14 protein-coding genes are annotated in these 17,966 nt (G+C 70.9%); 2 read left to right on the top strand and 12 right to left on the bottom strand.

Annotated elements, in window-relative coordinates; translation table 11 throughout:
• Window positions 1–144 precede the first annotated feature (144 nt).
• A complete protein-coding gene (glnA, locus tag IR155_RS06855) occupies window positions 145–1,569 on the top strand; it encodes a type I glutamate--ammonia ligase (RefSeq protein WP_135114100.1) in 1,425 nt (474 codons plus the stop codon).
• 242 nt (window positions 1,570–1,811) lie between these two features.
• On the opposite strand, the gene IR155_RS06850 is transcribed toward glnA (IR155_RS06855), so the two are convergent.
• The 12 genes from IR155_RS06850 to IR155_RS06795 form a co-directional block, all read right to left on the bottom strand.
• Window positions 1,812–4,805, bottom strand: a complete 2,994-nt coding sequence (locus IR155_RS06850) for a bifunctional [glutamine synthetase] adenylyltransferase/[glutamine synthetase]-adenylyl-L-tyrosine phosphorylase (protein WP_135114099.1) — start codon at window positions 4,803–4,805, stop codon at window positions 1,812–1,814.
• A gap of 10 nt (window positions 4,806–4,815) precedes the next feature.
• Entirely contained in the window at window positions 4,816–6,153 is a 1,338-nt protein-coding gene (gene glnA / locus IR155_RS06845; RefSeq protein WP_135114098.1) for a type I glutamate--ammonia ligase, read from the bottom strand.
• 133 nt (window positions 6,154–6,286) lie between these two features.
• Window positions 6,287–6,505, bottom strand: coding sequence for an SPOR domain-containing protein (locus tag IR155_RS06840; protein ID WP_135114097.1), 219 nt, complete (start codon window positions 6,503–6,505; stop codon window positions 6,287–6,289).
• Between the two features lie 188 nt (window positions 6,506–6,693).
• The gene (gene lnt, locus IR155_RS06835) at window positions 6,694–8,334 is read right to left on the bottom strand and encodes an apolipoprotein N-acyltransferase (protein ID WP_135114096.1); all 1,641 of its coding nucleotides are present in this window, start codon (window positions 8,332–8,334) and stop codon (window positions 6,694–6,696) included.
• Window positions 8,331–10,775 carry a DEAD/DEAH box helicase gene (locus IR155_RS06830; RefSeq protein WP_135114095.1) on the bottom strand — a complete coding sequence of 815 codons (2,445 nt, stop codon included), beginning with the start codon at window positions 10,773–10,775 and terminating at the stop codon, window positions 8,331–8,333. The genes lnt and IR155_RS06830 overlap by 4 nt, the downstream gene beginning before the upstream one ends.
• Window positions 10,772–11,530 carry a twin-arginine translocase subunit TatC gene (tatC, locus tag IR155_RS06825; protein ID WP_135114146.1) on the bottom strand — a complete coding sequence of 253 codons (759 nt, stop codon included), beginning with the start codon at window positions 11,528–11,530 and terminating at the stop codon, window positions 10,772–10,774. Before tatC ends, IR155_RS06830 begins: the two co-directional genes overlap by 4 nt.
• 59 nt (window positions 11,531–11,589) lie before the next feature.
• Window positions 11,590–11,862, bottom strand: a complete 273-nt coding sequence (gene tatA, locus IR155_RS06820) for a Sec-independent protein translocase subunit TatA (protein ID WP_135114094.1) — start codon at window positions 11,860–11,862, stop codon at window positions 11,590–11,592.
• A 79-nt stretch (window positions 11,863–11,941) separates the two neighbouring features.
• Window positions 11,942–12,892: a helix-turn-helix transcriptional regulator gene (locus tag IR155_RS06815; RefSeq protein ID WP_135114093.1), complete on the bottom strand. Its 951-nt coding sequence runs from the start codon at window positions 12,890–12,892 to the stop codon at window positions 11,942–11,944.
• The gene (locus IR155_RS06810; RefSeq protein WP_233441142.1) at window positions 12,889–13,875 is read right to left on the bottom strand and encodes a helix-turn-helix transcriptional regulator; all 987 of its coding nucleotides are present in this window, start codon (window positions 13,873–13,875) and stop codon (window positions 12,889–12,891) included. Before IR155_RS06810 ends, IR155_RS06815 begins: the two co-directional genes overlap by 4 nt.
• A 42-nt stretch (window positions 13,876–13,917) precedes the next feature.
• A complete protein-coding gene (locus tag IR155_RS06805; RefSeq protein ID WP_135114092.1) occupies window positions 13,918–14,922 on the bottom strand; it encodes an FKBP-type peptidyl-prolyl cis-trans isomerase in 1,005 nt (334 codons plus the stop codon).
• A 10-nt stretch (window positions 14,923–14,932) separates the two neighbouring features.
• Window positions 14,933–15,964 carry a tRNA (adenine-N1)-methyltransferase gene (locus tag IR155_RS06800; RefSeq protein WP_194210306.1) on the bottom strand — a complete coding sequence of 344 codons (1,032 nt, stop codon included), beginning with the start codon at window positions 15,962–15,964 and terminating at the stop codon, window positions 14,933–14,935.
• Between the two features lie 5 nt (window positions 15,965–15,969).
• Window positions 15,970–16,719 carry an HAD family hydrolase gene (locus IR155_RS06795; protein WP_267899513.1) on the bottom strand — a complete coding sequence of 250 codons (750 nt, stop codon included), beginning with the start codon at window positions 16,717–16,719 and terminating at the stop codon, window positions 15,970–15,972.
• Window positions 16,720–16,854: 135 nt separating this feature from the next.
• On the opposite strand from IR155_RS06795, the gene IR155_RS06790 reads away from it, so the two are divergent.
• On the top strand, window positions 16,855–17,745 hold the full coding sequence (locus IR155_RS06790) for a PAC2 family protein (RefSeq protein WP_233441141.1): 891 nt from the start codon (window positions 16,855–16,857) through the stop codon (window positions 17,743–17,745).
• The last annotated feature ends 221 nt before the right edge of the window (window positions 17,746–17,966 follow it).

Genomic DNA, 17,966 nt, shown 5'->3' with positions numbered 1-17,966 from the left:
CCCTGGCGGGCGCGCCTTCCGAGGGCCGCCGTAACATGCCGGAAACATAAGGGACACCCTTGGGCAATGCCCCACCTATACGGTCGTGGCGTCACCTGCGTTCCAGGCGATCCCCACCCGAAGTCCCACCAATCTGGAGCCTCAATGTTCAACGACTCATCCGAGGTGCTGAAGTTCATCAAGGACAACGATGTCAAGTTCCTCGACATCCGCTTCACCGACCTTCCCGGTGTTCAGCAGCACTTCAACATCCCGGCCTCGACTGTCGATGAGGACTTCTTCACGGTGGGACAGCTGTTCGACGGCTCCTCGATCCGAGGCTTCGCGAACATCAACGAGTCGGACATGCAGCTGATCCCCGACGTCACGACCGCGTACCTCGACCCGTTCCGCGAGGCGAAGACGCTGATCATGGTGTTCGACATCTACAACCCGCGCAACGGCGAGATCTACTCCAAGGACCCGCGCCAGGTCGCGAAGAAGGCCGAGAAGTACCTCGCCTCGACCGGCATCGCCGACACCGCGTTCTTCGCGCCTGAGGCCGAGTTCTTCATCTTCGACGACGTCCGCTACGAGGTCTCGCAGGGCAAGAGCTTCTACTCGGTCGACTCCGAGGAGGCCGCGTGGAACTCGGGCCGCGAGGAAGAGGGTGGAAACCTCGCGAACAAGACCCCGTACAAGGGCGGCTACTTCCCGGTCTCGCCGGTCGACAAGCAGGCCGACATCCGCGATGACATCGTGCTGAAGCTCATCGAGGCGGGCCTCGAGGTCGAGCGCTCGCACCACGAGGTGGGCACCGCCGGCCAGGCCGAGATCAACTACAAGTTCGACACGATGGTCCACTCGGCGGACGACATCCTGAAGTTCAAGTACATCGTGAAGAACACCGCCGAGGAGTGGGGCAAGACGGCGACGTTCATGCCGAAGCCGCTCTTCGGCGACAACGGCTCGGGCATGCACACGCACCAGTCGCTGTGGGCCGACGGCAAGCCGCTCTTCTACGACGAGAAGGGCTACGCGCAGCTCTCGGACATCGCCCGCTGGTACATCGGCGGCCTGCTGAAGCACGCTCCCGCCGTCCTCGCGTTCACGAACCCCACGCTGAACTCGTACCACCGCCTGGTCAAGGGCTTCGAGGCCCCGGTCAACCTCGTCTACTCGGCCGGTAACCGCTCGGCGGCCATCCGCATCCCGATCACGGGTTCGAACCCGAAGGCGAAGCGCATCGAGTTCCGCGCCCCCGACTCGTCGGGCAACCCGTACCTCGCGTTCGCGGCGCAGCTGATGGCCGGCATCGACGGCATCAAGAACCGCATCGAGCCGCACGAGCCGGTCGACAAGGACCTGTACGAGCTGCCGGCCGAGGAGGCGAAGAACATCCCCCAGGTTCCGAACTCCCTCGTCGACTCGCTCGACGCGCTCGACAAGGACCGCGAGTTCCTCACCGCCGGTGGCGTGTTCACCGACGAGCTGATCGACACGTGGATCGACTACAAGCACGAGAACGAGATCAAGCCGATGGCCCAGCGCCCGCACCCGTTCGAGTTCGAGCTGTACTACGGCGTCTGATCCAGACCCCGCACGGAGGCCCCGTCACCTTTCGAGGTGGCGGGGCCTCCGTCGTTGTTGCGTGATCAGCCGGCGCGCCCGGCCACGAGACAGCAGCGGGCGGGCGAGACAGCAGTCGCCACACGTCGTCTCGCGCGCAGAGCGCAGTCTCGCGCGCAGAGCGCAGTCTCGGCCGCGGAGCGCAGTCTCGGCCGCGGAACGCAGCCTCACCCGCACGCGCAGGATCCGCAGCGGTGGCGAGGTCAGCCGTAGAACAGGCGGTCGAAGACGCGGCGGGCGCGGCGGGCGGTGCCCAGCCAGTCCTGCTCGAGCTGCGTGGCGCTGTGGGGCGGGTATTCGAGGATGCGGCCGATGCCGTCCAGCAGGCGCCGGTCGGTGGGCAGGACGTCGCTCGTCTGGCCCGACAGCAGCGTGTTCGCCGAGCGAAGACGCGCGGCGAGCAGCCACGCGGCCCGCAGCAGGGCGGCGTCCTCCGCGATGACGAGGCCCGCCTCCACCGCGGCGTCCAGTGCCGCGAGAGTCGAGGTCGTGCGCAGGCCGGGAACCGTGCGGGCGTGCTGCAGCTGCAGCAGCTGTACGAGCCACTCCACGTCGCTGAGGCCGCCGGGTCCGAGCTTGAGGTGCCGAGTCGGGTCGATGCGCTGCGGAAGGCGCTCGGTCTCGACGCGTGCCTTGATGCGCTTGATCTCGCGCACCGCCTGCGCGTCGGGCTGCTCGGGGTAGCGGACGTCGTCGGCGAGCTGCATAAATGCGTCGATGAGCTTCACGGATCCCGCGACCCCACGCGCCCGCAGCAGGGCCTGGGCCTCCCACGACACCGACCAGCGGCGGTAGTACTCCGCGTAGGCGTCGAGCGAGCGCACGATGGGGCCCTTGCGGCCCTCGGGGCGCAGGTCGGCGTCGAGCTCGAGCGGCAGGCGGAAGTCCTCCGAGACGCGGCGCAGCTCGGCCACGATCTTCAGCGCCAGCGTCTCGGCGCGATGCGGCTCCACCGCCTCGGTCCGGTACACGTAGAGGACGTCCGCGTCCGAGCCGAAGCCGAGCTCGGCGCCGCCGAAGCGACCCATGCCGATGATCGCGAAGTCGAGCGATGCGTCGTCCTCCGGCACGACCTCGCGTCTCACGGCGCGCAGCGTTGCCCGCAGCGTCACCTCGGTGATCGTGGTGAGCGCGTCGCTCAGCTGCTCGAGCGTGGTGACGCCCAGCACGGCGCCCATCGCGGTGCGGAGCATCTCGCGGCGGCGCAGCGCCCGCACGGCCCGCATGGCATCCTCGATGGTGTCGTGCCGGGTCTGGATGGCCCGCGCCTCCTCCTCGAGGGACGGCCCGGACCGCGGCCGCAGCTGCTCGTCGTTGTCGAGCCAGGCGACCGACTCGGGGATCCACTCCATCAGCTCGCCCGCGTAGCGCGACGCGGACAGCAGTCGGGTCAGCCGCTCGGCCGCGCCCGAGGAGTCGCGCAGCATGCGCAGGAACCAGGGCGTCTCCCCCAGCCGCTCGCTGATGCGCCGGAAGGCGACGAGGCCGTAGTCCGGATCCGCGCCCTCGGCGAACATCCGCAGCATGACCGGGATGAGGTGGCGCTGGATCGTCGCCTTGCGGCTGAGGCCGCTCGTGACGGCTCCGATGTGCCGCAGCGCCACGGCGGGCTCGCGGAAGCCGATGGCGGCGAGGCGGTCGCGCGCCTGCTCCTCCGTGAGCGATCCCTCGTCCTGGGGAAGGCGGGCCACGGCCGAGAGCAGTGGTCGGTAGAACAGGCGCACGTGGATCTCGCGCACCTCGCGCTTGATGTCCTCCCAGACCTCCTCTACGCCGTCCGCCGACTCGGCGAGGCCCGTGGCGCGGGCGAGGCGGCGCAGGCCGTCCTCGGTGCGCGGCATGAGGTGCGTGCGCGAGAGTCCGACGAGCTGCAGCCGGTGCTCGATCAGGCGCAGTGTGCGGTAGTCGCGCGCGAAGACCGCGGCCTCCTCGCGCCCGATGTAGCCGCCGGCCTCGAGCGCGTCGATGGCGTTCAGCGTGCCGCGGTGGCGGACGTCCTCATCCGACCGCCCGTGCACAAGCTGCAGCAGCTGCACGGCGAACTCGATGTCGCGGATGCCACCGGGCCCGAGCTTGACCTGATGCGGGACGTCCTCGGCGGGGATGTGCTCCATCACGCGCTCGCGCATGCGCTGGACGCTGTCGACGAAGTCCTCGCGCTGCGAGCTCGACCAGACCTTCGGCTGTGTCGCCGCGACGTACGCCTCGCCGAGGGTGGGATCGCCCGCGAGCGGTCGCGCCTTCAGCAGCGCCTGGAACTCCCAGCTCTTGGCCCAGCGGTCGTAGTAGGCGATGTGCGACTCGAGGGTGCGCACAAGGGCGCCCTGCTTGCCCTCCGGCCGCAGGTTCGGGTCGACCTCCCACAGCGCGGGCTCGGCCTCGATGCCGTCGATTCCCCGCATCGTCTGGATCGCGAGCCGCGTCGCGATCTCGATCGCGCGCGCCTCGGAGAGCTCGGTCCCCGCGGCCGGCTCGCCGACGAAGATCACGTCGACGTCGCTGACGTAATTCAGCTCACGCGCCCCGGACTTTCCCATCCCGATGATGGCGAGCCGCGTCCGCAGCACCTCGTCGCGCGGGAAGCCGCCGAAGCCGCCCGAGTTCGTCACCTTCGTCCGGGCGATCGCGAGGGACGCGTCCAGCGCCGCGCCGGCGGCGTCCGCGAGGGCCGCGCTCACCGCGTGGACGATCTCCACCGGATCCGGGTGCATGAGGTCGTACACGGCGATCTCTGCCAGCTGCGCACGATAGGCGACCCGCAGGTCGATCCAGGATGCCTCGTCACCGGATGCCGCGAAGCCGTCCTCGTCGGCGCCGACCGCCGCGCCGAGGGCACGTCTCAGCTCCTCGGTCGTGGGAAGTCTCCGCCCCGCTCCCGGCAGGGCGGCGAGCTGCTCCGGCCGGCGCAGATAGAAGTCGGCGAAGCCGCGGGACGCCCCGAGCAGGCGCCACACGACCTCCCGGCCGCGCTCATCCTGCAGGACGTCGCGCACCGCCTGGGCGCGGCGTCGCGCGACGCGCACGAGGCCGGCGAGGGCCTCGTCCGGATCCGCGGCGCGGCTCGCTTCGGCGAGCAGCGTCTCGCGCGCGATGCCGACGAGCTCGCTCAGCTCTGCCAGGTGCGTCTCGGCGTCGTCGAAACGCGAGAAGCCGAGTCGCGCGAGCTGCGTCAGCGATGACGCACGATCCGGAGCCATGAAGCGCGGCTCAGATGATGTCGAGGCTGTGCTTCAGCTCGAACGGCGTGACCTGCGAGCGGTACTGCTCGTACTCGCGACGCTTGTTGCTGAGGACGTAGCTGAAGACCTGCTCGCCGAGGGTCTCGGCGACGAGCTCGCTCTCCTCCATGTAGCGGATCGCGTCGAACAGGCTGGAGGGAAGGCGGCGGTAGCCCAGTGCGCGGCGCTCCGACTCGCTCAGCGCCCAGACGTTGTCCTCGGCCTCGGCGGGGAGCTCGTACTCCTCCTCGATGCCCTTCAGGCCGGCGGCGAGCATCAGCGCGTAGGCGAGGTACGGGTTCGCGGCCGAGTCGATACCGCGGTGCTCGATGCGCGCCGACTGGCTCTTGCCCGGCTTGTACAGCGGCACGCGCACAAGCGCCGAGCGGTTGTTGTGACCCCAGGTGATGTAGCTCGGGGCCTCGTCACCGCCCCACAGGCGCTTGTACGAGTTCACGAACTGGTTGGTCACGAGCGCGATCTCGTTCGCGTGGCGCAGCAGGCCCGCGATGAAGCGGCGTCCGGTCTTCGAGAGCTGGTACTGCGCGCCCTCCTCGTAGAAGGCGTTCGTGTCGCCCTCGAAGAGCGACATGTGCGTGTGCATGCCGCTGCCGGGCTCGCCGTGGAGCGGCTTCGGCATGAACGTGGCGTGCACGCCCTCCTCGATCGCGACCTCCTTGACGACCGTGCGGAACGTCATGATGTTGTCCGCCATCGTCAGGCCGTCGGCGTAGCGCAGGTCGATCTCGTTCTGGCCCGGTCCGCCCTCGTGGTGGCTGTATTCGACCGAGATGCCGAGGTCCTCGAGCATCCGCACCGAGCGGCGGCGGAAGTCGTGCGCCGTGCCGCCGGGGACGTTGTCGAAGTACCCGGCGCGGTCGACCGGCTCGAGGCCGTGCGGGCCCGGCTTGTCGGACTTCAGCAGGTAGAACTCGATCTCGGGGTGCGTGTAGAACGTGAATCCGGCGTCCGCCGCCTTCGCGAGGGTGCGCTTGAGGACGTTGCGGGGGTCCGCGACCGCGGGCTGCCCATCCGGCGTCGTCAGGTCGCAGAACATGCGGGCGGTCGGATCGATCTCGCCCCGCCACGGCAGGATCTGGAACGTCGTCGGGTCCGGGTGCGCGAGCAGGTCGGACTCGTACGTGCGGGTCAGGCCCTCGATGGCCGAGCCGTCGAAGCCGATTCCCTCGCTGAACGCGCCCTCGACCTCCGCGGGAGCGATCGCGACCGACTTGAGCGTGCCGACGACGTCCGTGAACCAGAGGCGCACGAACTTGACGCCGCGCTCCTCGATCGTGCGCAGTACGAAGTCCCGCTGCTTGTCCATCGTGTCCCTTCGGGGGTGGCGTCGGCCGGTCGAACGCGGCCGCAGTGCCGCTCGATCAGCCTACTGGTCCGAGGGCGCGCGACCGCGCTGCCGACGCGGTCCGGATGACCCCGATCGGCGGCGATCGGACGGATCAGGGGGTGCCGCCCCAGCTGTCCTCGCGCTTCTCGTCCTCGTCCCACGCCTTCGAGCGGGCGGCGAGCACCTCGGGCGCACGCGACGCCTCCTCCTTGCTCGCAAACGGGCCGATCCGGTGGATCGACGGCGACTCGGGGCCGTGCTCCACCTCACCGGTGCGGGAGTTGTACCACCAGCTCTGCTCGATCTCGTCGGGCGTTCCATCGATCGTCATGCCCCGATCCTAGGCACCCGGATGGATCCGTCGCAGGGGGTTGCGCGAGAGCGACCGCGCGCGTCAGACGACGCCCGTCGACAGGCTGGATGTGACGCGCGGCGCCTGCTGATGCCCATGAGCCTGCATCCGGGCGGGCCAGCCTGTGCGCCGGTGCGCGGCCGGGGCCGCAGGATGCGCGCGCACCGTCAGCGGAACAGCGCCTCGACGCGCTGGGCGTCCGAGCGGCCCCGTGCGCGGCGGGCGGCGGGGCGGGCCTTGGACCCAGGCCGAGTGAAGTGAAGCGCGGCCACCAGCCCGAGACCGAGAACGGCGCCCCACAGGATCATGAGCTGCACGGCCGGGCCCACGACGACGCCGGGCGTCAGTCCTTCCCGGAGCTCGACCTCGCCGACGAGCAGCCCCGACTGATCCACGCCGAGGGCCGAGACCGTCGCGCCGTCGGGGGCGATGATCTGGCTCGTGCCGACCGTCGAGAGGTTGACGACGGTGCGTCCGGTCTCGATCGCCCGCATGCGCGCGAAGGCGAGCTGCTGCAGGTTCTCGTCGGTGCCGCGGAAGTCGGCGTTGTTTGTCTGGAACATGAACACCTGGGCGCCATCTCGCACGCCCTCCCGGATCAGGTCGTCCGCGATCACGTCGAAGCAGATCGCGAGGCCGACGACCGTGTCCGCGAGGCGCACGACCGGCGCGTCCGTTCCCGGCGTGTACTCGCGTCCGATCATCCCGATCAGGTCGGGCACGATCGCCTCGAAGAACGGCCGATCCGGCACGTACTCGCCGAACGGCACCGGATGACGCTTGGCGTGGGTCTGGAGGCCCCCGGCGACGTCGGCACCGTCGGCCGTCCACAGCATCGACGTGTTGAACACGTCCTCGCCCTTGACCGAGGCGGCGTTCATCAGGATCGGCGCGCCATACGCGCGCGCGGCGTTCGAGAGCTCGGCCGCGGTGACGGGATCCTGCAGCGGGTCGTAGTCGACCCCGCCCTCCGGCCACACCACGAGGTCGACGGGCTCGGTCTTCAGCGGCTCGGACGCCTCGAGCTGCGCGCGCAGGATTGCCCAGTCCTCGCGCTCGTCGAAGTAGGCCGTGGGGCCGTTCCCCTGCACCGCGCCGACGCTGAGCGTGCCCGCGGTGGAGGTCTGCCACTGCGGGACGAGGAGCAGGATGAGCGCCGTCGCGGTCGCGGGGATCAGGGCGGGCAGGCGCCTTCCGCGCACCCGCACGACCTCGATGACCGCGGCGCAGAACAGGACGATCAGGAATGTCAGACCCGTCACGCCCACCCAGGAGGCGACTTCCGCGAGCGGGCTCGCTGACTGGCTCATCCCGATCCGGCCCCAGGCGAAGCCGCCGTAGGGCCAGTTGCTCGTGACGAGCTCCCTCGCGGTCCAGAGCGCCGCCACCAGGAGCGGCAGCCCCACCAGCCGCGGCCAGCGGCCGTGCGGGAACCAACCGTAGGCGAGGGCGATCGGGATGGCGCCGAGGCCGGTGAAGACCGTCTGCAGGCCGGCGAGGGCGACCCACGGCACCCACGCCTGGGGGTTGTCGCCGAGGAACTGCGCGGACCAGTCGATGTGCGGGAACCAGAACGCGGCGCCGAAGGCGAGGCCGACGAGCAGCGCCCCGCCCGCGCGGCGGCCGATCAGCGACACGAGCGATAGCGCGACCGCCACCGGCGCGAGCGCCCAGATCCCGAGCGCGGGGAACGAGGCGTCGAGGGCGAACCCGCCGAGCGCGGCGGCGATCGCCGCGGCCCCCAGCGGCAGGAGCGGACGGATCGGGGGACGACGGCGGCGTGCGGCCGCGGGACGGGAGCGGCTCATACCGAGCTGTAGGCGACGATGCCGCGGCGGACGGCGTCGAGCGCGCGGCGGGCGGTGCGGGCGAGCTCGCCGTCGGCGACCTGGGACAGCTGGTCGAGCAGATCGATCGTCTGCTTCGACCAGCGGACGAAGTCGCCGGCGGCCATGTCGGCCTCTATGAGGACGCGGTCGAGAAGCCCGCCGCGCGCCCACAGGTGCATGGCGGCGGCAAGCCCGGTCGCGACGGGCTCGGTGCCGGGGAGGCGGTTGTCCTGCTCGAGGTCGTCGAGGCGGGCCCACAGCTCCTCGGTCTCGGCGAGGGCGATGCGGAACGCGCCGCGCGGGAGGGAACGAGGATCCGCTCCCCCGTCGTCGCGACCGCGGGGCTCGTACACGAGGCAGCACGCGAGCGCCGCGAGCGATGCGGCGTCGAGGTTCTTCCAGATCCCCGTGCGCAGCGACTCGGCGACCAGCAGGTCGCGCTCCCCGTAGATCCGCCGCATGCGTCGGCCGGCGTCGGTCAGCGTCGCCTCGTCGCCGTCGAGGCGCACGTAGTCCAGGGCGGTGAGCACGTCGATGATCCGGTCGAACACCCGCGCGACGGTGCCCGTGCGGTTCTCGATCTGCCGGCGGGTCTTGTCGCTCTGCCGGCGCAGCTTCCAGTACCGCTCGGCCCAGCGGGCGTGCTTCTCGCGATCGGGACAGCGGTGGCAGGGGTGTCGCTGCATGCGGCGGCGGAGGCCGTTGATCTCGCGCTGCCGCTTCTCGCGCGTGCCGCGCCCCGCCGTGACGTCCCGGCTGTTCAGCCGCTCGAGGTCGCTGAGGTCGCGGCGGATGCCCGAGTACTCGGCGAAGTCGCCGTGCTCGCACGTCATCGCCTTCTCGTAGCCGGCGAGCGACTCCTCGGCCTCCTTGACCTGCCTGGCGAGACCGACGACCGCGCGATCCGCCTGGAACTGCGCGAAGGACGACTCCAGCACCTCGCGCGCCCGCGGCCGCCCGAACTGGTCGATCAGGTTGACCGCCATGTTGTATGTGGGCCGGAAGCTCGAGTTCAGCGGATAGGTGCGACGCGACGCGAGCGCGGCGACGGACTGCGGGTCCATCGACTCGGTCCACTGCACGACGGCGTGACCCTCGACGTCGATGCCTCGGCGCCCGGCACGTCCGGTGAGCTGCGTGTACTCGCCCGACGTGATCGCCACGCGCGCCTCGCCGTTGAACTTCTCGAGCTTCTCGAGCACGACCGTGCGCGCGGGCATGTTGATCCCGAGGGCGAGCGTCTCCGTCGCGAACACGACCTTCACGAGCTTGCGCCGGAACAGCTCCTCGACGACCTCCTTGAACGCCGGCAGGAGCCCCGCGTGGTGGGAGGCGATGCCGCGCTCGAGGTTCTCGACCCATTCGAAGTAGCCGAGTGCCGCGAGGTCCTCATCGGGCAGCGCGCCCGTGCGCGACAGCACGATCTCGCGGATCTCCCGCCGCTCCTCGGCGGTCGTCAGCCGCAGCCCGGACCGCCGCACCTGCTGCACGGCGGCGTCGCAGCCGACACGGCTGAAGATGAAGAAGATCGCCGGCAGGAGGTTCGATCGCTCGAGCAGCTGCACGACCTCTGGCCGGTCGATCCGCTCCGCCCGCCGCGGGGGCCCGGGTCGCTGATACCCGCCCCGCCGCTTGCCGCCGCGACGCGCCTCGTAGAACGAGCTGTTCGCGGCGAACGCCTGGCCGCCGCGCATCCGCAGGAGCTCCTGGTTCACCGCCGACGTCGCCGCGCCGGCGCGATCGTCGAACAGCGGCAGCAGGTCGCCACGGACGAGCACGTGCTGCTCGAGGGGCACGGGACGCGTCTCGGAGACGATGACCTCGGTGTCGCCGCGGACGGTGTCGAGCCAGTCGCCGAACTCCTCGGCGTTCGACACGGTCGCGCTGAGCGACACAAGCCGGACGTCGGCGGGAAGGTGGATGATGACCTCCTCCCACACCGCCCCGCGGAAGCGGTCGGCGAGGTAGTGGACCTCATCCATCACGACGTACCGCAGGCCGCGCAGGGCCGGCGAGTCGGCGTACAGCATGTTGCGCAGCACCTCGGTCGTCATGACCAGCACGCGCGCGTCGCCGTTGATGTTCGTGTCGCCCGTCAGCAGGCCGACCTCGTCCTCGCCGTAGACGTCCTGCAGCTCGCGGAACTTCTGGTTCGACAGCGCCTTCATCGGCGTCGTGTAGAACGCCTTCTGGTTCGGCGTCTGCATCGCCAGATGCACGGCGAACTCGCCGACGATCGTCTTGCCCGCGCCGGTGGGCGCCGCCACGAGCACGCTGCGACCGGCCTCCAGGGCGCGGCAGGCCTCGATCTGGAAGTCGTCGAGCTCGAACCGCTGCAGCTCGGCGAAGGCGTGCGTCTGCGGGTGCTCGCGGTTCTCCCGCGCGAGGGCGTAGCGCTCGGCGGGCGTCCCCTCGCTCATGTCGCCTCAGTCAGCAGCGCGTCCTCGCGCTTGCGCTTGCGCCGGTCGAACAGGAACGCGACGCCGACCGCGGCGAAGTACAGCACGACGAGCACGGCCGCCAGCATCAGCATCGACACGACGTCGGCCGCCGGCGTGGCCACGGCGGAGAAGGCGGTGGCCACCACGATCGCGACGCGCCAGCCCTTCAGGATCTCCACCGCCGACAGGATGCCCGCGAGGTTGAGCGCCACGAGGAACACCGGGGTGACGAACGCGATGCCGACCGCGATGAGCGTCTTGAACACGAGGTCGTAGTAGCGCTCGGCGTCGTAGATCTGTGACGCGTACTGCGACTCCGGGACGAACGACGCCATGATCAGCAGGATGTGCGGAAGGATCAGCACCGCGACCGCGCAGCCCGCGAAGAACAGCGGCACGGCGGTCGCCATGAAGCCGATCGTGTACCGCACCTCGCGGCGCGTGAGGCCCGGCATCACGTAGGCCCAGATCTGCCACAGCCAGATCGGCGCCGAGATCAGCAGGCCGATCGCGAACGCGATCCTCAGGCGCATGTCGAACGAGCTCGTCGCGCCTGTGTACGTCAGGCGCGTGAAGTCGTCGCCGAGCTCCTCGGCGACCAGCTCGATCGGGTGAAGCAGGAACTGGATGATCGGATCGGTGACGAAGAACGCCACCACCATGCCGACGACGAGCGCGGCGGCGGCGATCATCAGCCGGCGACGCAGCTCGATCAGGTGGTCGGCAAGCGACATCCGCCGGTCGCGGTACGGCTGATCGTCCTTCGAGACCGGGGGCTCGGTAGCCACCACGGTTACGGGCGAGGCTGCGTGCCGGGTTCGTCCGTGCGCGTCTCGCCCGCTGCGGGAATCCGGTCTGCCTGCTGGCCCGATGCCGGGTAGCCCGACGACGCGTCGGCGGTGCCCTGCGCGGGCTCGTCCTCGGCCTTCATCTGCTTGATCTCGCCCCGGAACACGCGGGCGGACTGGCCGAGGCTGCGCGCGAGCGCGGGAAGGCGCGCGGCACCGAACAGAAGGAGGATGACGGCGAGGAGGATCAGCAGGTGCCATCCGGTCAGGTTGCCCATGGGGGATCTCCATCGTTCGGCGGTGAGGGAATCACCGTCAGTCTAACCGCCGGTGTCCCGGGGGACGCCGAGGCGGATGTCAGGTGTCTTCGCCGTACAGCGCGAGCGCCTCGGCGGCCCAGTCGGCCGCGGCGCGCCGGGCGGACGCCGGCTCCAGGATCTCGACCCGGCCGGCGCGTCGCGCGGCAAGGCGCTTGAGGGTGCGAGCGTCCGAGACCCGCAGGCGCACGGTGGTGGTGCCGCCGGATGAGGTCGACTCCGCCCCCGACAGGTAGTCGGCGATGAGCGGGGTGAGCTCGTCCGGGAACCGCACGACCGCGATCTCGTCGTTCTCGCCCGGCTCGAACAGCTCGGGGACGGGTTCGTGGGCGTGCTCGATCGGCAGGTCGGTGACGCGGGGCTCGCTGACCCGCTCGAGCAGGAAGTTCCGCATCGCGCGCCGCATGTGGCACCAGCCCTGCAGGTACCACTGGCCGCCCGTCACGATGACCTTCACCGGATCGACCGTGCGGGTCGTCGGGTCGGAGTCGGGTCGGCGGTAGGTGAACGACAGCGCGACCTGGTCGCGCAGGGCCTGGGAGACCAGCGCGCGGACCTCGTCGACCGGTCCGGGCACAACGACCACCTCGGCCGGCGCGCCCGACGCGCCGCGGGAGAGCTTCGCGAGGAGCCCCGCGTAGACCTCGCCCGTCGCCACGCCAGGAAGGGATCCGGCGAGACGGAGCCCACCGAGCAGCGCCGCGGCCTCGCGCGCAGTGAGCCGGGGCGAGCGCTCGAGCCCCACCGACTGGGTGAGCTCGATGATCCCCTGCTCGTCGAGCAGGTCCCAGTTGATGTCGAACAGGTCGTCAGGCATCTGCTCGGGGCGGCCGATGAGCGTCAGCTTCTCCACCATCGTGCGCATCTGCGCGGGAGTGACGTCGAAGTCGCGCGCGGCGTCCTCGAGCGACACCTCGCCCCGCTCGACGAGGTACGGCACGAGCGTGAGGTACAGCGTCACGCGGTCGGGGGTCAGCAGCTTGCCGTTCATGCATCGCTCCCCTGGCTCTCGTGCACGTCGCGGGCCGCGCGGAGTCGCTCGACGACCGCGGCGCGCAGCACCTCGGGCTCGACCACGCGGACCTCGGGTCCGTACGAGGCGAGCTCGTCCGCGAAGATGTGAAGGTCGACGTACGGCACGCGCATGCCCTGCGCGGCCGGCTCGCCCCGCCGGGCGAGACGCAGCGCGGCCTCGGTTCCGGGCGTGATCTCCAGCAGCGCGCGGTTGCGGGCGGCGACATCCTGCAGTCCCTGCAGCGCGCGCTCCCCCGCGCCGTCGCGCAGGGCCGGATCGAATCGCTCCCGCGTCGCGACGACGTCACCGACGATGCGGGAGAGCAGGAACATCCGGTCGCCGTCGGCCTGGACATCGTGGGCGTACACGTGCCAGCGCCCCTCGTAGTCGATCAGCGCGAGGGGACGCACCGTGCGACGCCGGGGCTTCTCCTCCCCCGGCTTGAGGTAGTCGAAGGTGACGACGCGACACGCCTCGATCGCGTCGCGCAGCGGCGCGAACGACGGCTCGCGCACGGTCATCCGAGGCGCGAAGCCGATGATCGGCTCGTCGACCTCGATGCCCAGGGCGCGGATCTTGCGCAGCCCGGTCGTGGCGTCCTTCGACAGCGAGCCCTCGCTCCACACCGAACCCGCGAGCGCCAGGATAGACACCTCCGCCGGGGTGAAGGAGATATCGGCCGGCAGGTCGTATTCCGCTTTCGGGATGCGATAGCGCGCCTCGCGCAGATCGTTCGGATCGGCGCTGTCGCCGATGGTCTCGATCGGGACGCCGAGCTCGCGCAGGTCGTCCTTGTCGCGCTCGAACATCTTCTCCAGCGCGTCCGGCTTCGCCGATGCGCGCTGGCGGTACCCGGAGACCGTCTCGAGGATCTGCTGCTTGGTGAGCCCGATCTCGGTGGCCATCAGGGCCACGATCAGGTTCAGCTGGCGCTCTTCCGCCTGGATCCGCTCGACCACCTGGCCATCCTAGGGCGCGGGGCGCCCCTCGCGGGCCCGCGCTTACTGCGCGGCGACCGTGTCGGCGGGGACAGTGCCGAGGACGTCGATGACGAACACGAGGGTGGAGTTCGCCGGGATGCCGGTGCGCTCCTCCTCGCCGTAGCCCTGATCCGGCGGGATGACGACCATGACCTGCGAGCCGACCGTCTGCCCCTCGAGAGCCTTCGCGAATCCGGGCACGACCTCGTCCTGCGGGATGGCGACCGGCGACGCCGGCATCCCCTCCTGCGCCTGCCAGGTCGAGTCGAACACCTCGCGCTCGGCCCATGTCACGCCCGTGTAGTGGACGACGGGTGCGTCGTCGGCGCCGAGCGCCGGGCCGTCGCCCTTGATCAGGGTCTGCACAACGACGTCCTTCGGTGCATCGGCATCGGGGACGATGATGCCGGGGACGCCATCGGGCGTGCGGACGACGGAGGGAAGTCCGATGCCGGCGTTGAACTGCACCTGGCCGGATGCCGCACGCGGCAGGACCTTGCGGACGTCGATCACGGCGACGAGAGAGCCCTCGGCGGGAAGTCCCGCCTGCTCGTAGTAGGCACGCGCGTCCTCGGCGATGCCGTCCTGCGAGATCGCCACCGCGATCCGGGATCCTTCGGTCGCGCACATCAGCGCGTCCTCGAACGCGGGGAACTGCTGCGTCCAGCCGGAGAACGCGCTGAACGACGAGAGGTCGCCGTCGTAGGCGGTGCCGAGCAGCTTCGATCCGGTCTCGCCGTCGAACAGCGAGATGTCGAGCACGCCCGGCTGGTCGAGGTGGGTGATCGCCATCCCGTCGCCGTGCTCGATGTCGGCGTAGGCGTCGTCCTCCGCGACGAACGGCGTCCGCACGTCGAGCTGAGGCGCGGAGGCGAGGTCGCCCGAGACCCCGATCAGCGACATCGTCGCCGGGTCGCTGTCGGCGACGCGGTCGCAGTCGGCGGCCGCGGTGCCCGCGGGCGCGCAGCCGACGAGACCGAGTCCGACGAGGGCGGCGATCGAGAGGACGGCCGTAGTTCTCCGCATGCCGTTCAGTCTATGCGTCCGTCGCGGGTGCCTCTGACGCCGCCGGGGCGTCGTCGGCGGCCGTCCGGCCCGAGGCGATGCGCGCGCCCTGGGCGCCCTTCTGCGCCTCGCGGATGCGCTTGCGCAGGTTCTTGTCGGTGATGTCTCGGTCGCCGACGGCACCGGGCGTCCAGATCTCGACGTCCTCGTCCGAGAAGCTGTTCTTCGAGGCGCGGCGCTTCACCTCGGGCGCCACGACGCCCGGCGCGAGCCGCCGCGCCGAGATCAGGAAGCCGGTATGGGCGACCATGCGGTGATCGGGGCGCACCGCGAGGCCCTCGACGTGCCAGCCGCGGACCATCGTCTCGTTCGCCTCGGGCTCGGTGAACGCGCCCGTACCGCGGATGTACTCCGCCACGCGCGAGAGCTGGGTGGCGGTCGCGACGTAGCAGATCACCACGCCGCCGGGGGTGAGGGCGTCGGCCACCGCGTCCATGACCTCCCACGGGGCGAGCATGTCGAGCACAACGCGGTCGATCGACCCCGCCTCGACGGTGCGCGGCAGCGCCTCGGCGAGGTCTCCCTCGCGCACCTCCCAGAAGTCGGGCATCTCGCCGAAGAACGTCTCGACGTTGCCGCGCGCGACCTCGGCGAACTCGGCCCGGCGCTCGAAGGAGATGAGGCGGCCCTCGGTGCCGACGGCGCGCAGCAGCGAGAGCGACAGGGCGCCGGATCCGACACCGGCCTCGACCACGACCGCGCCGGGGAAGATGTCGGCCTGCGCGACGATCGCCGCGGCGTCCTTCGGGTAGACGATCGCGGCGCCGCGCGGCATCGACATGACGAAGTCCCGCAGCAGCGGGCGCAGCGCGAGGTACTCGTGACCCGAGCTGTTCTCGAACACCGAGCCATCCGGGTGCCCGATGAGCTGCTCGTGCTTCAGCACTCCATGGTGCGTGTGGAGTTCGCCGCCCTCGCGCAGCGTGACGGTGTGCATGCGCCCCTTGGGGCCGGTCAGCTGCACGCGGTCGCCATAGCGGAACGGGCCGCGGGGGCGGGGCATCTCGGTCACTTGGTCTCGCTCCGCTCGCTCGGGACGACGCTCGCCAGGTCCGCCTTCGCGGGGCCGTGCTCCGCGTGGAGCGCGCGCAGGTCGGCGGCCGTCCGCTCGGCGAGGGTCGGCCACAGCGCGTCGGCGCCGAGGTCGTCGAGCGGCAGGATGTTCGGCACGCCGAGGGCCACGGCCCCCGACGCGATTGCCGAGCGCAGGCCATTCGGCGAGTCCTCGATCGCGACGGTGTCCGCGATGTCGACACCGAGGGCCGCAGCACCCTGCAGGTAGGGGTCGGCGAAGGGCTTCGGGCGCGAGACCTCGTCGCCCGCGACGACCACGTCGAACGCCTCGAAGCCGATGAGATCCAGGATGGACAGGGCCATGTGGCGGTACGACATCGTCACGAGACCCGTCTTGATCCCGGCCGCACGCAGGTCGCGCAGCAGCTCGACCGCTCCCGGACGGAACGGCACGCCCTTGTCGGCGCACATCGCGATGACGCGGGCGGTCAGCGTCGAGATGATCTCGTCGACGCCGAGGCGCACTCCCGCGTCCTGCAGGATCCGGGCCGAGTCGGAGAGGCTCAGGCCGACGAGGCGGAGGGCGTCCTCATGCGTCCAGGTGCCGCCGTACTCGGCGACGAGCGGAGCCTCCGCCGCGATCCAGTACGGCTCGGTGTCGACGAGGGTGCCGTCCATGTCCCACAGGACGGCGGCGAGCCGGGAACCGGGCTGCGCGTCCGGGAACTCAAGGGGTGAAGTCACCGAGACAGCCTAGCCGCGGCGCACCTCACGAAAGCCTGGGCCGATTGCGCGCGTCAGGCCACGGGCGCGCACGACGCGCCTATCCTGGGACGAAGTCCCGCCGGGCACGTCGCCGGGCGGAGGGAGAGGAGCCGAGTGGAGCACGAGGCCGACACCGCAGGCACCCCGCAGGGCGCGACCCTCGGACGCAGGATCATCGTCGCCGCGTTCGACGGATGGAACGACGCGGGCGAGGCCGCGACGAGCGCGGTCAACCTCCTTCTGTCCGAGGGCGAGTACGAGCCCGTGGTGAGCGTCGATCCCGAGCTGTACTTCGACTACCAGTACACGCGCCCGACCGTCGAGACCGACGGCGAGGGCCGCCGAGGACTGCGCTGGCCCGAGGCGACGCTCCACCGCCCGGTCGGACCGCGCGACGGGCGCACGGAGTTCTGGGTGCTCACCGGCGTCGAGCCTGCCCGCGCGTGGCAGGCGTTCGCCGCGGAGTTCGTCGACGTGGCTCTGCGCGAGGACGTGACCGGCTTCGTCACGCTCGGCTCGATGATGGCCGATGTGCCGCACACCCGGCCGATCTCGATCTTCGCCGGCAGCGACAACGAGGCACTGCGCGCGGCGCTCGGCCTCGAGCGCAGCAGCTACGAGGGCCCGGTCGGCGTCCTCAGCGTGCTCGGCGACGCCGCCGAGCGTGCGGGCATCCCCTCCGCGAGCCTCTGGGCGAGCGTCCCCCACTACGTCGCGGGCCACACGCCGTCGCCGAAGGCCACGCTCGCGCTGCTCGACCGGCTCGAGGAGCTCGCGGCGGCCGACGTGCCGCGCGGCACGTTGTCGGCCGAGGCCGCGACCTGGGAGGCGACCATCGACGCCGCGGCCGCGGACGACGAGGAGATGCGCGAGTACATCCACCAGCTCGAGCAGGCCCGCGACACGGTCGACGCCCCGGAGGCGTCGGGCGACGCGATCGCGCAGGCGTTCGAGAGCTACCTGCGCCGCAGCGACGGCCGCGGCGGCAAGGACGACCGGCGCTAGTTTTCTCACGCCCCACGCATCCGCTGGGGCATGCCGCGTGCGAGCGCAGCGAGCGTGCCGCGGAGCGGCCAACCGGCGTGCCCGGATGGAGCGCCAGCGACGTTGATACTGATAACGCCCCGCTCGGGTCTGACCCTGCCAGCGACTGACGCGATGTCTACCGGCTGATCCGTCGGCCCGGGCGGGGTGTCCTCCATGTGGCCGGCCAGGCGGACATGACC

The organism is Microbacterium paludicola (assembly GCF_015235415.1).
GTDB lineage: Bacteria > Actinomycetota > Actinomycetes > Actinomycetales > Microbacteriaceae > Microbacterium > Microbacterium paludicola.
The sequence above is the reverse complement of the archived record's forward strand: the minus strand, read 5'-3'. Positions and strand labels throughout refer to the sequence as shown.

Bases quoted from the DNA above. Each gene is read 5' to 3' on its own strand.
- tatC (WP_135114146.1), bottom strand. From the start codon at position 11,530: ATGTCGCTTGCCGACCACCTGATCGAGCTGCGTCGCCGGCTGATGATC.
- glnA (WP_135114100.1), top strand. From the start codon at position 145: ATGTTCAACGACTCATCCGAGGTGCTGAAGTTCATCAAGGACAACGAT.
- IR155_RS06800 (WP_194210306.1), bottom strand. From the start codon at position 15,964: ATGCCCCGCCCCCGCGGCCCGTTCCGCTATGGCGACCGCGTGCAGCTG.
- IR155_RS06830 (WP_135114095.1), bottom strand. From the start codon at position 10,775: ATGAGCGAGGGGACGCCCGCCGAGCGCTACGCCCTCGCGCGGGAGAAC.
- IR155_RS06850 (WP_135114099.1), bottom strand. From the start codon at position 4,805: ATGGCTCCGGATCGTGCGTCATCGCTGACGCAGCTCGCGCGACTCGGC.
- lnt (WP_135114096.1), bottom strand. From the start codon at position 8,334: ATGAGCCGCTCCCGTCCCGCGGCCGCACGCCGCCGTCGTCCCCCGATC.
- IR155_RS06815 (WP_135114093.1), bottom strand. From the start codon at position 12,892: ATGAACGGCAAGCTGCTGACCCCCGACCGCGTGACGCTGTACCTCACG.
- IR155_RS06840 (WP_135114097.1), bottom strand. From the start codon at position 6,505: ATGACGATCGATGGAACGCCCGACGAGATCGAGCAGAGCTGGTGGTAC.
- glnA (WP_135114098.1), bottom strand. From the start codon at position 6,153: ATGGACAAGCAGCGGGACTTCGTACTGCGCACGATCGAGGAGCGCGGC.
- IR155_RS06805 (WP_135114092.1), bottom strand. From the start codon at position 14,922: ATGCGGAGAACTACGGCCGTCCTCTCGATCGCCGCCCTCGTCGGACTC.
- tatA (WP_135114094.1), bottom strand. From the start codon at position 11,862: ATGGGCAACCTGACCGGATGGCACCTGCTGATCCTCCTCGCCGTCATC.